The following is an 18424-nucleotide window of genomic DNA, read 5'->3' on the forward strand; positions in this document are numbered from 1 at the left end:
ATCGCACATTTCATTGGCAGGGGTGCTTGTGTTTATTGTAGGCTGCTTTCCGTTTTACTGATGCAAATTATCAAATTTGGTGGTAAGTTGGTGGTAAATCCACGTTGTTCCAGTATCGAACACCACAATTTCAAACGAAACAAAGCCATTTTTTACGTTTTACTGCTCAATCGGCTTCATCGTGGGGAACAGCAGCACATCGCGGATGGAGGCGCTGTCGGTGAGCAGCATCACCAGACGGTCCACGCCGAAGCCCAGACCGCCCGTGGGGGGCAGGCCATACTCCAGTGCGTTCACGTAGTCGTAGTCCACCTGTGCCTTGCAGTCGGGCTCGATGGCCTTGCGCTCGGCTACCTGACGCTCGAAGCGGCCCTTCTGGTCGATGGGGTCGTTCAGCTCGCTGAAGGCGTTGCCGTATTCGGTGCAGTCGATGAAATACTCAAAGCGCTCGGTGAAGGCGGGATCGTCCGGCTTGCGCTTTGCCAGCGGGCTGATCTCCACGGGGTAATCGTAGATGAAGGTGGGCTGGATCAGCTTGTCCTCCACGAAGGCATCGAAGAACTCGGCCAGAATGGAACCCTTGGTGGGCACCTCGGGCAGCTCCACGTGGTGCTCCTTGGCGGCGGCGATGGCATCCTCGTCGGACTTCCAGTCGTTGAAGTCTACGCCGGAATACTTCTTCACGGCTTCCACCATGGTCAGGCGCTCCCAGTGGCCCATGTCGATCTGCTTGCCCTGATAGGGGATGACCATGCTGCCGCAGATCTTCTGGGCAAGGCGCTTGTACAGCTCCTCCACCAGATCCATCATGCCGTGGAAGTCGGTGAAGGCCTGATACAGCTCGATGCTGGTGAACTCCGGGTTGTGCTTGGGGTCCATGCCCTCGTTGCGGAAGATGCGGCCCACCTCGTACACGCGGTCCATGCCGCCCACGATCAGACGCTTGAGGTACAGCTCGGTCTCAATGCGCAGCACCATGTCCATGTTCAGGCTGTTGTGATGGGTGTAGAAGGGGCGTGCGGATGCGCCGATCTCGAAGGGGGTCAGGATGGGGGTGTCCACCTCCAGGAAGCCCTTTTCGTCCAGATAGGCGCGGATCTCCTTCAGGATCTGGCTGCGCTTCACGAAGGTGTCCTTCACCTCGGGGTTTGCAATCAGGTCCACATAGCGCTGACGGTAACGCATCTCGGTGTCGGTCAGGCCGTGGAACTTCTCGGGCAGGGGACGCAGGCTCTTGGCCAGCAAGGTCAGCTCGGTGGCGCGCACGCTCAGTTCGCCGGTCTTGGTGCGGAACACCTCGCCCTTCACGCCGATGATATCGCCCACGTCCAGCTTCTTGAAGGCGGCGTAAGGCTCTTCGCCCAGCTCATCGCGGCGGACGTACAGCTGAATGTCGCCCTTATCGTCCCGCAGGTGGGCAAAGCTTGCCTTGCCCATCACGCGCTTGGACATCATGCGGCCTGCCAGCGCCACGGTTTTGCCGCTGTCGGTCTCGTTGGGCAGGTCGGCAAACTCGGCCTTCAGGTCGGCAGAGTAGGCATCCTGCGGGTACTTGGTCAGGGTGAAAGGGTCGTGGCCTGCAGCCTGCAGGTCGGCCAGCTTCTGGCGGCGCACCTGCACCTGCTCGCTCTCGGACAGGCCCTGCGCCGGGTTCTTCTTTTGTTCTTCCATGGTTTCTCCTATTCGTTTGGCCTGCTCAGCCTGCAGCGTGGGTAATGTTCAGCACGGTGTACTCCACGGTGTGGCCGGTGGGCAGAAGCACTTCGGCCTTGTCGCCCACAGCCTTGCCCAGCAGAGCGTGGCCCACGGGGCTTTCGTCGCTGATCTTGCCGTTCAGGGGGTCGGCTTCGGTGCGGCCCACAATGTCGTACTCCTCGTTCTCGTCCTCGCCGGTCATGAGGATGGTGACGTGGGTGCCCACAGAGACATTGTCCACGCTCAGCTCGCTCTCATCAATGATGACGGCGTTCTTGATCATCTGCTCCAGTTCGGTGATGCGGTTCTCCACCAGACCCTGCGTATTCTTGGCCTCGTCGTACTCGCTGTTCTCGGAAAGGTCGCCGTGGCTGCGTGCTTCCTTGATCTCTTCGGCCAGCTCCTTGCGGCGCACCGTTTTGAGGTATTCCAGTTCCTCCTGCATTGCCTTCAGACCGGCAGCGGACATCTTGATCTCTTGTGCCATTTGAGAATCTCTCCTTGTCTATTTGTTTTGCACAGCCGCAAAGCCGCACAATAATGCCATTTTGACTACATTATTATAATAGCAGGCGGCTGCTTTGTCAACAAAAAAGGCGGTGCTGGGGAGGAAATCCTGCCGTAATGCGCGCCGTCGGCGCGCAGATGATGTGCCTGCGCAATGATGTGCCGCTGGCGCGGCAAAGGCTGACCCGCCCGAGAAGTGATACTTTTGACGATTCACGCGCTTTTCAGGGCGATTCACGCAGGTTTGCTTCCAAAATCCGGTAAAGTGTGAGATAATCAAAGTACTGTAATACATACCCCCCCCCCGTAAAAATACGAGGGAAAAAAGGAGGCAATCTGCATGAAACTACGCAAGCTTGCAAGACAGCTGGCCGCAGCGGCGGTGGCAGGGGCCATGGCCCTGAGCCTTTGCATGCCCGCACTGGCCGAAACGTGGAACATCAGCAATGGCAGTCATGGCTTCAGCAAGGTCGATTCCGTCTGCGTGACGGGCACCACAAGCGGGCGCACCGTGGAGCTGTTTGGCGTAGATGCAAGCAATGACGGCTCTTCGTCCGAGTACACGGAGACCGACGAGACCGTCCTCTCCGGCAGCGGTGCCATCTACACCAGCCTGAACGGGCACAGTGCGCCGGTGAGCGTGGCGCTGAACGAGTTGGACATCATGTTGGAGGATATTTCCGGCAGCGGTGCCTGTATCCGCACCTACGGTGACGCGTCGGTGGACCTGCGCGGCACAAACATTCTCACCATCCCGGGTAATTACGGCATCTGCTCGGATGACGGCAGCCTTACCCTTGGCGGCACCGGCACGCTGAACATCCGCAGCGGCATCGGCATCCGGGTGGGTGGCAGCTTTACCCTGAACAGCGGCATCGTGGACATCGCCGAAACCGAAACGTCCACGAAGGCCCTGCAAAGCGGTGTCACGGCGGACACCATCACCCTGAACGGCGGCCGCATCCATGTCTCGATCGCGCCACCCACTTCGGAAGATTACCACAACGATGCACTTTCTGCTCGCAAAGGCATTTTCATCCACGGCGGCAGTGTGGTAACAAAGACTGCCAGCACCGTCTCCGGCGCCGATACCGTCCAGCACCGCGCCCTTTACAGCCGCGATGGCGACATCGTTATTTCCGGCGGCAGTGTGCAGGCGGAGGGCGGCGAGCTCTACGCCGAGAGCGGCAGCATCCGCATCAGCGGCGGCGAAGTGAAAGCGCATACTTTGTGCGGCACAAAGGGCCTGAACATTTCCGGCGGCAAAGTGACCACCAAGGGCTTCAATGTGTCGGGCCCCATCGTGCTGTCCGGCGACGCAAAGGTGACCTTTGATGGCTATCTGGACGAAGGACCGCTGAGCCGGTTCGACCTTAGCGGCCTGACCACCGACGGCTACCTGCGCTATCAGCCAGACCCGCTTGATACCGATGCAGAGAAAGACAGCGAGGGCTACGTTGTCATTCACGGTACGCTGGAGCCCCAGCCCGGCGGCGACGCGGGCAATGCTTCCGGTGACGCAGGCGGTGCCATTGCCGCCGTGGTCCTTGGCAGCGCAGCCGTGTGGGGCGGCTACGAGGTGGTGACCCGGGTGATCCTGAATGAACTGCTGCCCGAGGGTGCAGCCATCCCCGCAAACCGCGGCCAGCTGGCATTGCTGGTGTGGAACAATGCAGGCAGGCCCGAACCCGCCGCACAGCCCGCGTTTGCGGATGTGGCCGACGCTGACATGGCAAAGGCTGCACAGTGGTGCGTGGAGCAGGGCATTATGGAAGCCAAGAGCGCAGACACCTTCAAGCCCGAAGGCTGGACACCGAAGTTCAACGTGATCGAGACTTGGAATAAGGCATTCCCCAAGGCAAAGTAAATTGTAAATTTTCTCGTACATCCTTGACTTTTGCGCCAAAGTGCATATAGTAGAGATAGATAAGGTGATGAGAACTTATCCATAGGGTTCATGCAATGAACAAAGCAAAGCCCCCCGGTAGTCGGAATACCGGGGGGCTTCGTGTTTAGTGCTTACTGCCCTTGCACATCAGGCTGTCAAGCCACTTACAGAGATAGTATGCAACGACCTCTGCTGCAACAGTCTGGAAAAAGGTGATGAAATTTTCCACAAGGTTCACCTCCTTTCCGCGACAGGGGGATCGGAGAAGGGCCGCAGGCCCGGTATAACATAAGTTTCGACGCAATACAACAAAAAAGCCCTCCCGGAGCTCCTACTCCGAGGGGGCTTTTTGCCCGCAAAAACCCCCGCTGACAGAGGGAAAAGTGTCAACGGGGGTCGGGGTGATGTCGTATTTCGGTGGGAACTCCTTCAGTCAGAACCTGACGGCTCTGACAGCTCCCTCGGTGAGGGGGCTGTCTGCGCAGCAGACTGGGGAAGTTGACGTTTGCCGTTTAATCGTCTGCGCTCTCGTCCAGATTGCCCAGCTTCTTGGCCTGCTCCACAACGGCAGGCACCAGCATCTCGGGCAGAACCTCGTAGCGGGCAAACTCGGTGGTGAACCAGCCGCGGCCCTGCGTGGTCTGCCGGATGAAGGTGGTAAAGTTTGCAAGCTCTGCCAGCGGCACTTCAGCGATGATGGTCTGCAGGCCGTCCTCGTCCGGCTCCATGCCCAGCACGCGGCCGCGGCGCTTGGTCACATCGCCCATGATATCGCCGGTGTTGTCGTTCGGCACATGAGCCTTCAGGGTGTGGATGGGTTCCAGAATGACCGGGCCGGCCTCCGGCATAGCGGCCTTGTAAGCCAGCTTTGCGGCCATAATAAAGGCCATCTCGGAGCTGTCCACCGGGTGGTAGCTGCCGTCCAGCAGGGTGGCTTTCAGGCCCACCACGGGGTAGCCTGCAAGCACGCCCTTTTCGGCGGCAAGGCGCACGCCCTTTTCAACAGCCGGGAAGAAGTTCTTGGGCACGCTGCCGCCGAACACCTTCTCCTCGAACACCACCTGTTCGCTGTCGCAGGGCTCAAAGTTGATGATGACATCGCCGAACTGGCCGTGGCCGCCGGTCTGCTTCTTATGACGGCCCTGCTTCTGGCAGGCCTTGCGGATGGACTCGCGGTAGGCGATGCGGGGTGCTTCCAGCCCGATCTCCACGCCGAACTTGTTCTTGAGTTTGGCCTTCACCACGTCCAGATGCTGCTCGCCCAGACCGCCGATCACCTGCTGATGGGTCTCGGCATTGTTCTCGTAGCTCAGGGTGGGGTCTTCTTCCATCAGGCGGGCCAGCGCGCTGCTGATCTTGCCCTCGTCGCCCTTCTTGGCCACAGTGACGGCCATGAACAGGCTGGGCTTGGGGAACACGGGGGCGGGCAGCTTGACCACGCGCTCAGCGTCGCACAGGGTGTCGCCGGTCTTGGCGCTCACCAGCTTTGCCACTGCGCCGATGTCACCGGCAATGATGCCGTCGGAGTCCACCTGCTTTTTGCCAATGACGGTGAGGGGCTTGGAGATCTTCTCCACATCGCCGGTGCGGGCGTTGGTGAGGGGTTCGCCTGCAGTCACCTTGCCGCTGACCACGCGCAGGTAGCTCAGCTTGCCCACGAACGGGTCGGCCACGGTCTTGAACACGTAGGCGGCGGTAGGCTCTGCTTCGGTGCAGTGCAGCTCCACCGGCTCACCGGCGGCATCCTCGGCCAGCACAGCAGCGTCATGCTCCGGGCTGGGCAGGAGCTTGTGCATGTTGAACAGCAGCATATCCAGTGCCTGCTGGTTCACGGCGCTGCCGCAGAACACGGGGGTGATCAGGCCGTCCTTGACGCCCTTGCGCATGCCTTCCACGATCTCCTCGGTGGTGAAGGCTTCGCCGCCGAAGAACTTTTCCATCAGCTCATCGTCGGTCTCGGCAATGGCTTCGCTCATGGCCTCGATCAGGCCCTGAAAACGGTGGCCGATGTCCGGCAGGTCCACCTGGATCTGCTTGCCGCCCTCGTACTTGAAAGCCTTCTGGCTGAACAGGTTGATGTACACGGGGGTGCCGTCGTCCAGCTTGGCGGGCACCACACAGGGGCAGATGGTGGAGCCGAACTTGATCTTCATATCCTCAAGGATCTTGAAGTAGTTGGCATTCTCCAGATCGCACTTGGAGACGAACACCATGGTAGCCTTGCCATTCTTGCGGGCCAGCTGGAACGCCTTTTCCGCACCCACAGTCACGCCGCTGCGGCCGGACACCACCACCAGTACGCTCTCGGCGGCACGGATACCCTCGTACTCACCGGCCTCGAAGTCGAACAGGCCCGGCGCATCGATCAGGTTGTACTTGATGCCCTCGTACTCCACCGGCACTACAGATGCCGACAGGCTGGCCTTGCGCTTTGCTTCCTCGGGGTCAAAGTCCGAAACAGTAGTGCCGTCCTCAACACGGCCCATACGCTCGGCAGCGCCCGAAAAATAGACCAGCGCCTCGGTGAGCGTGGTCTTGCCGCTGCCGGCATGACCGGCAATCAGGATATTGCGGATGTTGTTGCTTGCGTATTTCATATCGGTTTTTCCCTCATTTCCGCCGCACGGAGCATTCTCTCCGCTTTTGTGGCATATTTTACAAAGATAATACCACACTCAAAATGATTTTTAAATATTTCGTTTGAAAATTCTGACGAATCAAGCGCCAAACTTCGGGGCAAGGTTTTGTGCAAGTTGCACGGCAGTGCCAAAGTTTATTGTAAAACCCACAGCGATACGCTATAATAAAAGGCAGAATACAGGCACAAGGAGCATACCAAAATGAAACGTACCGATTACATCAACTGGGATGAATATTTCATGGGCATTGCGCTGCTCACGGCCATGCGCTCCAAGGACCCCAACAGTCAGGTGGGCGCGTGCATCGTCAGCTCGGAAAACAAAATTCTGTCCTTGGGCTACAACGGTATGCCCATTGGCTGCAGCGACGACGAGATGCCCTGGGAGCGGGAGGGCGCACCGCTGGACACCAAGTATATGTACGTGTGCCACGCCGAGCTGAACGCCATCCTCAACAGCGCCCACAATAACCTGAAAGGTGCGCGGGTGTACGTGACGCTGTTCCCCTGCAACGAGTGCACCAAGGCCATCATCCAGTCGGGCATTGCCGAGGTGGTGTACTACGGCGACAAGTACCACGACAGCGATTCAAGCGTGGCGGCGCGGTTCATGTTCAAAAAGGCCGGCGTGAAGCTGACTGCCTATCAGTCCACCGGACGGAAGGCAGAGCTGGAGCTGTGAACTTTTTTCATAGCATCTTGACTTTTGTGTGGGATTGCATATACTAAGGGTAGGAAGTTGGTTAGAACATTCCATTGTATCCACGCACAAAAAAGAGCCCTCTCAGAGTTGCAGCTCCGAGAGGGTTCTTTTTGTGCTTACTTGCCCTTGCGGTGACTCTCAAGCCACTTGCACAGGAAGTGTGCAGCTACCTGTGCTGCGCAACCCGTACAGGATGCCAGAAGGGCAGCACAGCCAGTATAGCATATCCGACAGGGTATTGCAATTTTTTCAGAATCCCAGTATAATATATAATATAAGTATAAATATACAATGAAATTTGCATAGAGAGGGAAATATACAATGAGTTTGAAGAACCGCAGCTTTTTGAAGCTATTGGACTACACCCCTGCCGAGATCGAAGAACTGCTGGACCTTGCCGCAGACCTGAAGGCAAAAAAGAAGGCCGGCATCCGCCACAATGACCAGCTGGCAGGCAAGAACATCGCCCTGATCTTTGAAAAGACCTCCACCCGCACCCGTTGCAGCTTCGAGGTCGCTGCCCACGATCTGGGCATGGAAGTGACCTACCTTGACCCGTCCGGCAGCCAGATCGGCAAAAAGGAGTCCATTGCCGACACTGCCCGTGTGCTGGGCCGCATGTTCGACGGCATCGAGTACCGCGGCTACGGCCAGCAGATCGTGGAAGACCTTGCCCACTACGCCGGTGTGCCGGTGTGGAACGGCCTGACCAACGAGTTCCATCCCACCCAGATCCTGGCCGACTTCCTCACCATCCGGGAGCACTTTGGCCATCTGAAGGGCATCAACTTCGTTTACTTCGGCGATGCCCGCTACAACATGGGCAACAGCCTGATGGTGGGCTGCGCCAAGATGGGCCTGAACTTCACCGCCTGTGCACCCAAGAAGTACCAGCCGGACGCTGCCCTCGTGGCCGAGTGCCAGAAGATCGCTGCCGAGACCGGTGCCACTCTCACCTTTGAGGAGGACCCCGCCAAGGCCGCCAAGGGTGCCGACGTGCTGTACACCGATGTGTGGGTGTCCATGGGTGAGCCGGTAGAGGTGTGGGCTGAGCGCATCAACGACCTTGCCGCCTACCAGATCAACCAGCAGCTGATGGACATTGCAGGCCCGCACGCTGTGTTCATGCACTGCCTGCCCGCCTTCCACGACCACAAGACCACCGTGGGCAAGGAGATGGGCGAGCGCTTTGGCCGCGATGCCATGGAAGTGACCGATGAAGTGTTTGAAGGCCCCCAGAGCATCGTGTTCGACGAAGCCGAGAACCGGATGCACACCATCAAGGCCGTGATGGCTGCGACCCTTGGCTATGTAAAATAACGGATCACAAACAAAAAAGGGAGGCTGCGTTTGCAGTCTCCCTTTTGCTTTGCCTGTTAGGCTTCCTTCAGCTTCAGCACGCCAGCCTGTACCAGACGCTTGCGCAGCAGTGCACCCACGATGCAGCTCACCACGATCTTGGCGAGGTCCAGCGCAATGAACGGGTACACGCACACCGAAAGCGCATAGCCCAGCTCGCACTGCATCTGGAACACGAACCATGCGGTGCCCAGCACGTAGCAGGCGGCATCGCCCAGCACAAGGCCGATGCCGGAGATCACCGGCTGGCCCTTGCTCTTTTCGATGAACAGACCGCCGATGAAGGCCAGCAGCAGGTAGCCCACCAGATAGCCGCCGGTGGGGCCTGCCAGCTTGGCAATGCCCGCGCCGTAGTCGGAGAACACCGGCACGCCCACAAGGCCGATGAGCAGGTACACCGCCACGCTCAAAGTGCCGAACTTGGGGCCGAGCAGCCATACGGTCAGGCAGATGACAAAGTTTGACAGCGAAATGGGAATGGCCCCGATGGGCACGCTCAGCGGGCCAAGCACGCACAGCGCGGCGGCCATCAGCGCAGTGACAGCCATCTGATAGGTGGTCAGTTTTTTGTTTTTCATAGAATAGAATTCCCCTCTGTTAAAAATTTACAAGGCATCTGTACCCGAGTATAACGCGGCAGAGGGAAGACGGTCAACAATGAAGTTGCAGCAGGGTTTACAATAGGGCGTGTTGTAATGCGTCGTAGAATATGGTAAGATGATAACAAAAAAGATTGACCGCCCTGCTTCCAAACTGTGCGGTCAATCTTTTTGACAAACGGGATGGAAAGCTGACCCTTGCAGTCAGCGCCCTTCTATGTTTAGAATACCGCATCAGCGTTATTTATCAAGGAGGTTCCCCATGGGTGGAGGACATGTTTCGCGGCCGGACTTCGGGATGCCGCAGCCGGACCCGGCCTACCCACTGACCGAGTTCTACCTGCTTTTGCAGCACGCACTGGACAAAGCGGGCCGCTTTGCGCTGCCTGCGCTGTATGCCCGCGTGCAGGCACCGGCCCGGCACATCTATCTGGACGAGGCGCGGGAATATTTGAGCCTTTCGCCTACCGGGCGGGAGGGGGATATCCGCCTGCTGGCCGAGGGCAGTCTGCAGCTGCTGTACAGCACCCTGCACGTCCAGCCGGACGGCACGCCTGCAGCCCTGCTGCTCACCGAGGAGTGCACCCGCGCCACGGTGGCGGTGCAGCTGCTGCCGCCCTTTGTGTGGGAGGACCCGCTGCCGCCGCTGCCGGACACCCCTGCGGCGCTGACGCTGCAGCTGACCATGCAGGATGTGATGCAGGCCGATACCGACCCGGCAGCGCTGGGCAGAAAGCTGGCTGGCACAGCGGCGAACAAGCGCTGGCTGCACCATCCGAAGGCCGAGACCTTCCTTGCAGAGCGGGTGGCCCTGCTGCAGAGAGTATATAAAAGGTGATTTTCATAAATTTTTCCAGCAATGCAATCTTCGGGGGCGTTCAGCCGTGTATAGGGTGAATGTCCCCCGTGGAATACGAATTCCACCAGCCCTGTACAGGCGGTAAAGGAGAGCTTGAAACTATGGGACAGCTGACCAGAAACGAAGTATTTACGCTGGCAGTGCAGAAATACAGCGATGCTGTTTACCGCGCTGCCATACACAACAGCCGATGCACAGCCGATGCCGAGGACGTGGTGCAGGATGTCTACGAGAAGCTCCTGCATTATAATGGTACGTTTGAGAGTGAGGAGCACCTCAAGGCGTGGCTGCTGCGGGTGGCCATCAACCGCTGCCGGGACCTGACCCGCGCAGCCCATCAGAAGGACACCGAGCTGGACGAGAACCTGCCCGCGCCCGATGCGTTTGAGGACGGCAGTGTGCTGGACGCAGTGCGCGCCCTGCCGGAAAACTACCGCAATGCCATCTATCTGCATTACTACGAGGGGTACACGGCGGCGGAGATCGGCCGGATGATGGGCGCACCATCCAACACGGTGCTGAGCTGGCTGCGGCGTGCCCGGGCGCAGTTACATACGATGCTGAAGGAGGAGATCGAAGATGAGGTGGTATGAGTACAAGATGGAGACGGACGACCTCTACGCCCCGGACGATCTGAAGGCAAAGCTGCTGGCCATGACAGACCAGTTGACCGAAGAAGAAAAGGCCCAGCCCATGATGAAAACCGACGCACCGGTACCGGCTCAGTCCGCCCCGGTGCAGCCGAAGAAGAAACTGATCCGCTTCCCCGCAAAGCGGGTGGGCGCACTGGCGGCCTGCCTTGCTGTGTGCGTGGTAGGCTATGGTGCTTTTGCCACCGGACAAATCGGCCTTGGCGCAAAGAGCAGCAGCCCGGCGGTCTATTATTCTGCGGACAGCACTGCGGCGGTGATGGCGGCAGGCGGCGCGGACCGTGCCGCTGTGGACAGCCCCATGGCAGCCGATTACAGTCTGAACACCATGGCGCTGGAAAGCGGCGCAGACAATGGCACCGCTGTTTATTCGGAGAACGACGCGGCAGCAGCGGCCCACAGCACCGACCACGCAAAGATCATCTACACCGCGAACCTCAGCCTGGAAAGCAAGGACTACGACGCAGCCCGCGCTGCTCTGGATGCTGCCCTTGCTGAAGCGGGCGGCTATCTGGAATCCAGCAGTGAATACTCGGATGCCGGTGACAGCCGCAGTGTCAGCCTGACCTACCGGGTGCCGCAGCAGAACTACGAGACCTTTCTTGCCGCCGTGGCCGAAGCAGGCAACGTGACCTACAAAAACCAGCAGGCCGACGACGTGACCGCCCAGTACATGGACGTGGAGACCCGGCTTGAGAATCTCAAGAACCAGCGAACCCGCTTGCAGCAGCTGCAGCAGCAGGCCGACAACCTCTCCGACCTGCTTGAGATCGAGTCCAGCCTGACGGATGTGCAGAGCCAGATCGAGAGCTGGCAGAGCCAGATGGACTGGTACAACGATCAGGTGGAAGAGTGCACCGTGTGCGTGAGCCTGAGCGAGGTGAGCACCTACTCGCCGCCCAGCGAGGGCTTCGGCAGCCGCTTTGTCAGCGCCCTTTCCGCTGGCTGGCAGAACTTTGTGGATGGCCTGCAGCAGGTCATCGTTGCCCTTGCCGGTGCATGGCCGGTGGTGGTGATCGCAGCCGCCGCCTGCGCAGGGTTCGTGGTTTGGAAAAAGAAGAAAAAATAAATCAAAAAATACTTGACATCCGCCCGCCCTTGTGGTATTATACTTGAGCAGTCAGAGAGAACCGCTGAGAGCACAAAGTAAATATCGCGGGGTGGAGCAGTCTGGTAGCTCGTCGGGCTCATAACCCGAAGGTCGTTGGTTCAAATCCGGCCCCCGCAACCACCAAGCGTTCTGAGATATCTCAGAACGCTTTTTTGTTGTCTGTATCCGATACGAAGAAGGGGCTGCGCTCGTTCAATGATGGCGGCAAAATCGTACTGCGCAGCGGTGCTTCTTCTATATTTACCGTTTACAACCTGCCGTCCTCCACGGCACGGGCGTGCTCGGCGAGAGCAAGGGCCTTTAGTGTCTGGATCTCGGGCCGGGTGTCGCCCCGGCGGGTGAACAGGCAGGTGGGCATGGGCGGGAAGGGGAACATGAGGGCATGGAACCACTCTCTCGGGGAGCCATGCCCCCGCACCGGACTGAAGAACAGGCACTTGCCTGCCAGCATCCGAACATACTCCTTCTCGAAGCTGGGCACCATCAGCCAGCGCATAGGCACTTCCTCCATGCAGCGGCGAACGATGGAGACAAAAACGGCATCGCAGCTCTCAAAGCAGACGGTCTGCCCGGTGAGCTGCGGCGGTGTGAGGAAGCTTTCGGCACTGAGGGGGTTGTTGGGGCTTGCCAGCAGGTAGCACCGGGTATCGAACAGGCTCATCACGTCCACGGCACTGCCCACCGGCTCAGCAAGCAGCTGCACCAGTGCATCCACGCCGCTTTGCAGTACTTCCTCCGGCGGGCGAAAGGTGGAGTCGGTGACGACTTCCAGATCGCAGTCCGGCAGCTCCCGGCTCAGAGCCAGCAGCAGGTCGTGATAGAGCGGGTCGCGTGCGGCCATGGTGGCGGGTACCTGCAGCACCAGCTTTTCCCGCTGGCGCTGCCCGGCCGCAAGAGCAGCCTGAAAAGCCTCGTAGCCTTTGCGGGTGCTCTGGGCAAACTCGGCAAACAGCTGGCCGGCCTGCGTTGGCTCCACCCGGCAGGTGGTGCGCACGAACAGCGGGGTGCCAAGCTCCTCCTCCAACGTGCGGATCTGGTAGCTCAGCGTGGGCTGGGTGAGGAACAGCTGCCGTGCGGCGACAGAAAAGTTCAGTGTTTCGTACAGCGCCAGAAAGCAGCGCAGCTGGCGGTCGGTCACAGCAGAAGCCTCCCTTCGGGCAAAAGTGATACGCCAATTGTAACAGCGGGCCGGGAAAAGGTCAAGATAACTGATAGAAAAACTGAATAACTGCAAACGGGAAAATTGAATTTCTCTTTTGGTAAAGATTTAATTATAATGAATATCGTCAAAAAAACATCAAACTGTGTCCTGTGCAGCAAAATGTTTTGAGAAAAGAAGACAAGAAGAGAAAAGAAAGGGTTCCGCACTATGAACAAGATCTCGCGCAGAAACTTCATCCGCGCATCGGCTCTCAGCGCTCTGGGCGCTGCCGCTGCAGGCGCACTGTCCGGCTGCTCCATCAGCGCAAGCAGTGCTGTTGCTTCCTCTGCAGCAGGCAGTGCCGCTGCTTCCGAAGCACCGGCTGCTGCCGCTTCCACCATTACCTGGGACGACATCTTTGCCACCAGCTACTGCCAGTCCAACCGCGGCTCCAACCCGGATGCCAAGGCTCCCGAAACTCCTGAGGAGTACATCGAGCAGAAGGGCAACGGCGACATCATGGGTTCCATGATGGTGGGCATGGTCGATCCTCTGAACATTCCGGAAGAGCAGTTCATGAACAACAAGCCCGCATGGCTGGGCGACGAGCCGCAGCTGGCCGATAAGGTGGAGTACACCAAGGACTGCGAGGTCCTGGTCATCGGTGCTGGTCAGGCTGGTACTGCCGCTGCCCTGCGCTGTGCAGAAGAGGGTCTGGACACCATCTGCTGCGAGGTGCAGACCTGGGAAGAGTACGACAACTACGCCTGCGACCTGACCACCTACAACTCCAAGTTCTTCCTGGACAAGGGTGCCGAGAAGTACGACCCCATGGACATCTTCACCGAGTACATGGTCAAGGCTCTGGGCCACGCAAACCAGAAGATCGTCAAGGATTACGCCACCCGTTCCGGCGAAGCTCTGGACTGGATGCTGGCTGAGCTGGATCCCGACTACGTTGCAAAGTACGCACACGCTGTGAACTACAAGGGCAACAAGCACTTCCAGAACCCCTGCAGCCACAGCTACTACTATGTGGGCATGACCCAGTGGCGTGATACCGGCACCGAGACCAACACCAACAACAATATGTGGCCGTACACCGTCCGTCTGCTGCAGCAGAAGGCTGTGGAGAAGGGCTGTGAGTACATCTACGGCGCACAGGGTCTGACCCTCGTGCACGAGAACGGCAAGGTCACCGGCGCGATCTTCACCGATATCGACGGCAAGTACTTCCAGGTCAATGCCGATGCTGTCATCGTGGCAGCCGGCGACTTCGGCGGCAACCCGGATATGCGTCTGGATCTGTGCGACACCCTGCGCAACCTGGCATGGTCCTACGGCAAGGACCGCACCGACGTGAACAACATTTCTTCCATGGGCCGTGACGGTTCCGGCATCCGCATGATGCTGTGGGCAGGCGCTACCATGGAGGCCGGCCCCCGTGCAGGCCAGGCAGCCGGCATCAACAGCCGCCCGTCCTTCCCCTTCGGCGGCATCTGGCCCATCTTTGGCAACGACGGCAAGCGTTTCTTCAATGAGACCATCACCCGCCACGGCTCCGTGGGCTATCTGGATATGATGCCCGAAGGCCAGAAGATGGTCTGCGTCACCGACTCCAACTGGGATGCATACTGCGAGTATCAGGCCTACGACCATCAGGCCATGGATCGCAGCAACGAGTACATGCTGGAGAAGGTCCGCAAGGATATGGCCAACTACAAGACCGGCCCCGACGGCTTCTCCGTGCAGGCATTTGCCCGCTACGGCAACGACCCCACCACCCTGTATGCTGCCGACACTCTGGAAGAGCTGGCCGACATCATGGGCTATGAGGGTGACGCAAAGCAGGGCTTCCTGGACGAAGTGAAGCACTGGAACGAGATGTGCGATGCCGGTTACGACTCCGACTGGGGCGCAGACGCATCCATGATGCACTTCAAGATCCAGGATCCTCCCTTCTTCGCAGCTTCTGCCGTTACCGGCGGCAACCCCTCCGGCGGCCTGTGCCAGCATGCTGCTGTCTGCACTGACGGTGAGTACCGCGTTCTGACCGGTGCCAAGGCACCCATCCCCGGCCTGTACGCTGTCGGCAACTGCTGTGGCCAGCGCTACGGTGTGCAGTACCACACCCCCACCGCAGGCAACAGCTGTGGCAGTGCATTCGTGACCGGTTACCTGGCTGCTGAGTATGTCAAGAACGATCTGGACAACGGCATTGGCGGCGAGAACTCTGCCGAGGAGCGTACCACCAACGGCAAATACTATGCCGGTACCTACACCTCCTCCAAGAACTCCAGCTACAGCACCGTCACCGTTACCATGACCTTCAGCGAGGATGCCATCACCGACTGCAAGATCACCTCTTCCGGCAACGAGGACCTGATGAAGGACGACCTGCGCTCCAGCATGGCAGCTGCCGTTGTGGAGAGCCAGGGCGATACCAGCGTGGATGCCATCACCTCTTCCACTCTGAGCTTCTCTGTCAAGGCTGTGCAGGAGGCTGTGGCCGACTGCATCGCACAGGCAAAGGCATAATTTCTCTTGCCAAACGGGCTGCTGTCCGATAGAATAAAGCTGTCGGTACCGCAAGCCCATCCTAAACGGTTTTTTCTTTCTTCTCGGTGCCGCGCCGGGGCAGGGCAAACCTCTGCTTCCGGTGCGGCATTGCTGTTGACGGAGGTCATATAATTATGGAAACTACCCCGCTTCACCCGGTGGTGATGAAGCTGAATTTCCCCTTCATCACCCGGAAGCCGTCCTTCAACGGACGCACCCTGATCGAGGGCCGCAACACCGAAATGCTGCATGAATATGTGCTGGCCATGGCGCTGGAGCTTAGGGCCAACGCTGCTGACTTTGCCGACTGCGAGGTGCAGGCCATCCGTCTGGGCGGTGGCTCGGCTTCCATTACCAACGGCAGCGATATCGACCACCTGCTGCGGCTCATCCGCAACTGTTACCATGTGGCCGAGAACGCGCCTGTCACCATGCGCACCTGCCCGGCGGACATCAACGGCGCGAACATGCCGTTCTACAACCGCTCCCACATCACCCGGTACGATCTGGAGCTGTACTCGCTGGAACCGCTGGATTTCTGCACGCTGGATACCCTCAACTATACCCAGCAGATGCCCTACATCACCCACGGCTTCCTGCGGGCGGACAGCCGCAACAGCATGGGCTTCATCCTGCTGTACGGCAAAAAGAACGTCTCCCGCTACGGTTTCCGCCACTCGGTGCTGGAGGCCACACGCCGCCCGGTGTGCCATGTCATCCTGCAGCGCTGCGCGGGCAGGGATCTGCTGGACGATGCCGCTGCCGAGGCCCAGCTGGCCGAGGCGGATGAACTGTTGACGGCTGTGGGCTTTGTGCAGTATCTGCCGCGGCGCTGGGCAAAGCCCGGCTGCGAGGATAAATTCTGGCAGGGCGCTGCTGCCGGCATGGATGTGCTGGCCTTCGGCCTTTGCGCCTGCACAAAGCTGGACGGCATGGAGACCACCAACACCGGTGACCTGAGCGTTTATCTTGCCCACAGTGCGGATTATGAGCAGATCACTGTGTCCACCGTCCCGGCAGAAAAAACCGAATAACAGCTGCAAAGCACAGCTTTTCCCAGCCAATGGGAAGGGCTGTGCTTTTTGTTCCGATGGGTGGAAAGTTCTTCCGCTTTCTTGTGATCGTGAAGATTTTTGCCGGATTTTGTTTACGCACCCGGAAAAAGGTGGTATGATAAACTAGGTATAGTCGGGTGATATGGCAGCCGGAACGTCCTGCTGTGTGAGCGCCCTCAGGGGGGATTTGATGAAAAAATATCTCAAAGCGGTCGTGTCCGGGCTGTGCGCCGCGGCACTGGCCCTTGGCTGCGTGGGCTGCGGCAGCAGTGCCCAGAATGCAAAGACCACGCAGGTGACTAACATTACGGTGTGGACTTATTATAACGGCGACCAGCTGGAATGCTTTACCGATCTTGTGGACAAGTTCAACGAGACCGTAGGTGCCGAGAAGGGCATCGTGGTGTCCACCGAGAGTCAGGGCAGCGTGAACGATCTGGAACAGAGCGTGATGGATGCTGCCGAAGGCAAGGTGGGTGCGTCCGCCATGCCCAACGTGTTCTCGGCTTATGCCGATACGGTCTATGCGCTGGATCAGATGGGTATGGTGGTGGATCTTGCACCCTACCTGACCGATGACGAGAAGGCCCAGTTCATTGACGGCTACCTCTCTGAGGGCGACTTTGACGACAACGGCAGCGTAAAGATCTTCCCGGTGGCAAAATCCACCGAGGTGATGCTCTTCAACGACACCGACTGGCAGCCCTTTGCCGAGGCCACCGGTGCCAGCTACGACGACCTTGCCACCGTGGAAGGTCTGGTAGACACCGCTGAAAAATACTACAACTGGACCGATGCCCAGACCGCTGCCCCGGACGACGGCAAGGCCCTGTTCGGCCGCGATGCTATGGCAAACTACATGCTGGTGGGCGCACAGCAGCTGGGCGGCACCATCTTTGAGGTGAAGAACGGCAAAATGACCGTCAACTTTGAGCACGATGCGGCCCGCAAGCTGTGGGATAACTACTACGTGCCCTTCGTCAAGGGCTGGTTTGCCGCCAGCGGCCGCTTCCGCAGTGACGATATCAAGGCCGGCAACGTGCTGGGCTATGTTGGCTCCTGTTCCAGCGCTACCTTCTTCCCCGCGCGGGTGACGAACGATGCCAACGAGAGCCACGATATCAGCATGAAGGCGCTGCCCAGCCCGGAGTTTGCAGACGGCGAAAAGGTTGCCGTGCAGCAGGGTGCCGGCATGGTGGTGACTGCTGGCAAGGAGGAAGAGATCGAAGCTTCGGTGGAGTTCCTCAAGTGGTTCGTCCAGCCGGAAAACAACATTGCCTTTGCGGTGGGTTCCGGCTATCTGCCTGTTACCAGGGAAGCCAACAGCATGGATACGATCACCTCCAGCGGCCTGACCCTGAACGACAGCATGGAGCAGATCCTGACCGCTGCCGTAGATACCGTGAACGGCAACCGCCTGTACACGCCCCACGCCTTTGCAGGCGGCAGCAGCGCCCGCAAGGTGCTGGAATACGGCCTGAGTGACCTTGCCGCTGCGGACCGCGAGACCGTGGAGCAGCGCATCGCCGAGGGTCAGAGCGCTGCGGACGCAGAAGCCGAGTTCCTGACCGACGATCACTTTGAGACATGGTATCAGGATATCTGCAGCCAGCTCAAACGGTACGAGGGCTGAGCCGACGGAACACGCTGAGGAAGAGAG

At 59.0% G+C, this 18424-nt stretch carries 15 protein-coding genes and 1 tRNA gene; 10 read left to right on the forward strand and 6 right to left on the reverse strand.

Going from position 1 to position 18424, the window contains the following annotated elements:
* Window positions 1-159 precede the first annotated feature (159 nt).
* From lysS to DXA66_RS03675, 3 genes are read right to left on the reverse strand one after another with little or no spacing between them, the layout of a single operon-like run.
* Window positions 160-1671: a lysine--tRNA ligase gene (lysS, locus tag DXA66_RS03665; RefSeq protein WP_005945010.1), complete on the reverse strand. Its 1512-nt coding sequence runs from the start codon at window positions 1669-1671 to the stop codon at window positions 160-162.
* 25 nt (window positions 1672-1696) lie between these two features.
* Window positions 1697-2182 carry a transcription elongation factor GreA gene (greA, locus tag DXA66_RS03670; protein WP_005945007.1) on the reverse strand — a complete coding sequence of 162 codons (486 nt, stop codon included), beginning with the start codon at window positions 2180-2182 and terminating at the stop codon, window positions 1697-1699.
* An 18-nt stretch (window positions 2183-2200) separates the two neighbouring features.
* Entirely contained in the window at window positions 2201-2497 is a 297-nt protein-coding gene (locus DXA66_RS03675) for a hypothetical protein (RefSeq protein ID WP_118526845.1), read from the reverse strand.
* Between the two features lie 45 nt (window positions 2498-2542).
* Here DXA66_RS03675 and DXA66_RS03680 point away from each other — a divergent pair, with 45 nt between their 5' ends.
* Window positions 2543-4069, forward strand: a complete 1527-nt coding sequence (locus DXA66_RS03680) for an S-layer homology domain-containing protein (RefSeq protein WP_118526847.1) — start codon at window positions 2543-2545, stop codon at window positions 4067-4069.
* Between the two features lie 533 nt (window positions 4070-4602).
* On the opposite strand, the gene DXA66_RS03685 is transcribed toward DXA66_RS03680, so the two are convergent.
* On the reverse strand, window positions 4603-6687 hold the full coding sequence (locus DXA66_RS03685) for an elongation factor G (RefSeq protein ID WP_118526849.1): 2085 nt from the start codon (window positions 6685-6687) through the stop codon (window positions 4603-4605).
* Window positions 6688-6930: 243 nt separating this feature from the next.
* Here DXA66_RS03685 and DXA66_RS03690 point away from each other — a divergent pair, with 243 nt between their 5' ends.
* Both DXA66_RS03690 and argF read left to right on the forward strand, forming a co-directional pair.
* Complete coding sequence (locus DXA66_RS03690) at window positions 6931-7410, forward strand: dCMP deaminase family protein (RefSeq protein WP_005944992.1); 480 nt, start codon at window positions 6931-6933, stop codon at window positions 7408-7410.
* 342 nt (window positions 7411-7752) lie between these two features.
* On the forward strand, window positions 7753-8751 hold the full coding sequence (gene argF, locus DXA66_RS03695; protein ID WP_097777271.1) for an ornithine carbamoyltransferase: 999 nt from the start codon (window positions 7753-7755) through the stop codon (window positions 8749-8751).
* A gap of 56 nt (window positions 8752-8807) precedes the next feature.
* On the opposite strand, the gene DXA66_RS03700 is transcribed toward argF, so the two are convergent.
* On the reverse strand, window positions 8808-9368 hold the full coding sequence (locus DXA66_RS03700) for a biotin transporter BioY (RefSeq protein ID WP_118526851.1): 561 nt from the start codon (window positions 9366-9368) through the stop codon (window positions 8808-8810).
* 283 nt (window positions 9369-9651) lie between these two features.
* Here DXA66_RS03700 and DXA66_RS03705 point away from each other — a divergent pair, with 283 nt between their 5' ends.
* From DXA66_RS03705 to DXA66_RS03720, 4 genes are all read left to right on the forward strand, one after another.
* Window positions 9652-10227 carry a hypothetical protein gene (locus DXA66_RS03705; RefSeq protein ID WP_118526853.1) on the forward strand — a complete coding sequence of 192 codons (576 nt, stop codon included), beginning with the start codon at window positions 9652-9654 and terminating at the stop codon, window positions 10225-10227.
* A 122-nt stretch (window positions 10228-10349) separates the two neighbouring features.
* Window positions 10350-10841: an RNA polymerase sigma factor gene (locus tag DXA66_RS03710; RefSeq protein ID WP_044954130.1), complete on the forward strand. Its 492-nt coding sequence runs from the start codon at window positions 10350-10352 to the stop codon at window positions 10839-10841.
* Window positions 10828-11967 (forward strand): DUF4349 domain-containing protein, encoded by a 1140-nt coding sequence (locus DXA66_RS03715; protein WP_118526855.1) that lies wholly within the window; start codon window positions 10828-10830, stop codon window positions 11965-11967. Before DXA66_RS03710 ends, DXA66_RS03715 begins: the two co-directional genes overlap by 14 nt.
* Before the next feature lie 85 nt (window positions 11968-12052).
* Window positions 12053-12129: transfer RNA gene (locus tag DXA66_RS03720), tRNA-Met, on the forward strand.
* Window positions 12130-12256: 127 nt separating this feature from the next.
* On the opposite strand, the gene DXA66_RS03725 is transcribed toward DXA66_RS03720, so the two are convergent.
* Window positions 12257-13147, reverse strand: a complete 891-nt coding sequence (locus DXA66_RS03725) for a LysR family transcriptional regulator (protein WP_133300983.1) — start codon at window positions 13145-13147, stop codon at window positions 12257-12259.
* A gap of 231 nt (window positions 13148-13378) precedes the next feature.
* On the opposite strand from DXA66_RS03725, the gene DXA66_RS03730 reads away from it, so the two are divergent.
* The 3 genes from DXA66_RS03730 (at window position 13379) to DXA66_RS03740 (ending at window position 18397) form a co-directional block, all read left to right on the forward strand.
* The gene (locus DXA66_RS03730; RefSeq protein ID WP_118526859.1) at window positions 13379-15688 is read left to right on the forward strand and encodes an FAD-binding protein; all 2310 of its coding nucleotides are present in this window, start codon (window positions 13379-13381) and stop codon (window positions 15686-15688) included.
* Between the two features lie 155 nt (window positions 15689-15843).
* Window positions 15844-16743 carry a hypothetical protein gene (locus DXA66_RS03735; protein WP_118526861.1) on the forward strand — a complete coding sequence of 300 codons (900 nt, stop codon included), beginning with the start codon at window positions 15844-15846 and terminating at the stop codon, window positions 16741-16743.
* Between the two features lie 211 nt (window positions 16744-16954).
* The gene (locus tag DXA66_RS03740; protein ID WP_118526863.1) at window positions 16955-18397 is read left to right on the forward strand and encodes an extracellular solute-binding protein; all 1443 of its coding nucleotides are present in this window, start codon (window positions 16955-16957) and stop codon (window positions 18395-18397) included.
* Window positions 18398-18424: the final 27 nt, after the last annotated feature.

This window comes from Faecalibacterium sp. OF03-6AC, from assembly GCF_003478175.1.
In the GTDB taxonomy this organism is placed as follows: Bacteria; Bacillota; Clostridia; order Oscillospirales; family Ruminococcaceae; genus Faecalibacterium; species Faecalibacterium taiwanense.

What these genes read in the sequence shown, in the direction of transcription:
- lysS (WP_005945010.1), bottom strand. Translation starts at nt 1,671, where the DNA reads ATGGAAGAACAAAAGAAGAACCCGGCGCAGGGCCTGTCCGAGAGCGAG.
- greA (WP_005945007.1), bottom strand. Translation starts at nt 2,182, where the DNA reads ATGGCACAAGAGATCAAGATGTCCGCTGCCGGTCTGAAGGCAATGCAG.
- DXA66_RS03675 (WP_118526845.1), bottom strand. Translation starts at nt 2,497, where the DNA reads ATGTATTACAGTACTTTGATTATCTCACACTTTACCGGATTTTGGAAG.
- DXA66_RS03680 (WP_118526847.1), top strand. Translation starts at nt 2,543, where the DNA reads ATGAAACTACGCAAGCTTGCAAGACAGCTGGCCGCAGCGGCGGTGGCA.
- DXA66_RS03685 (WP_118526849.1), bottom strand. Translation starts at nt 6,687, where the DNA reads ATGAAATACGCAAGCAACAACATCCGCAATATCCTGATTGCCGGTCAT.
- DXA66_RS03690 (WP_005944992.1), top strand. Translation starts at nt 6,931, where the DNA reads ATGAAACGTACCGATTACATCAACTGGGATGAATATTTCATGGGCATT.
- argF (WP_097777271.1), top strand. Translation starts at nt 7,753, where the DNA reads ATGAGTTTGAAGAACCGCAGCTTTTTGAAGCTATTGGACTACACCCCT.
- DXA66_RS03700 (WP_118526851.1), bottom strand. Translation starts at nt 9,368, where the DNA reads ATGAAAAACAAAAAACTGACCACCTATCAGATGGCTGTCACTGCGCTG.
- DXA66_RS03705 (WP_118526853.1), top strand. Translation starts at nt 9,652, where the DNA reads ATGGGTGGAGGACATGTTTCGCGGCCGGACTTCGGGATGCCGCAGCCG.
- DXA66_RS03710 (WP_044954130.1), top strand. Translation starts at nt 10,350, where the DNA reads ATGGGACAGCTGACCAGAAACGAAGTATTTACGCTGGCAGTGCAGAAA.
- DXA66_RS03715 (WP_118526855.1), top strand. Translation starts at nt 10,828, where the DNA reads ATGAGGTGGTATGAGTACAAGATGGAGACGGACGACCTCTACGCCCCG.
- DXA66_RS03730 (WP_118526859.1), top strand. Translation starts at nt 13,379, where the DNA reads ATGAACAAGATCTCGCGCAGAAACTTCATCCGCGCATCGGCTCTCAGC.
- DXA66_RS03735 (WP_118526861.1), top strand. Translation starts at nt 15,844, where the DNA reads ATGGAAACTACCCCGCTTCACCCGGTGGTGATGAAGCTGAATTTCCCC.
- DXA66_RS03740 (WP_118526863.1), top strand. Translation starts at nt 16,955, where the DNA reads ATGAAAAAATATCTCAAAGCGGTCGTGTCCGGGCTGTGCGCCGCGGCA.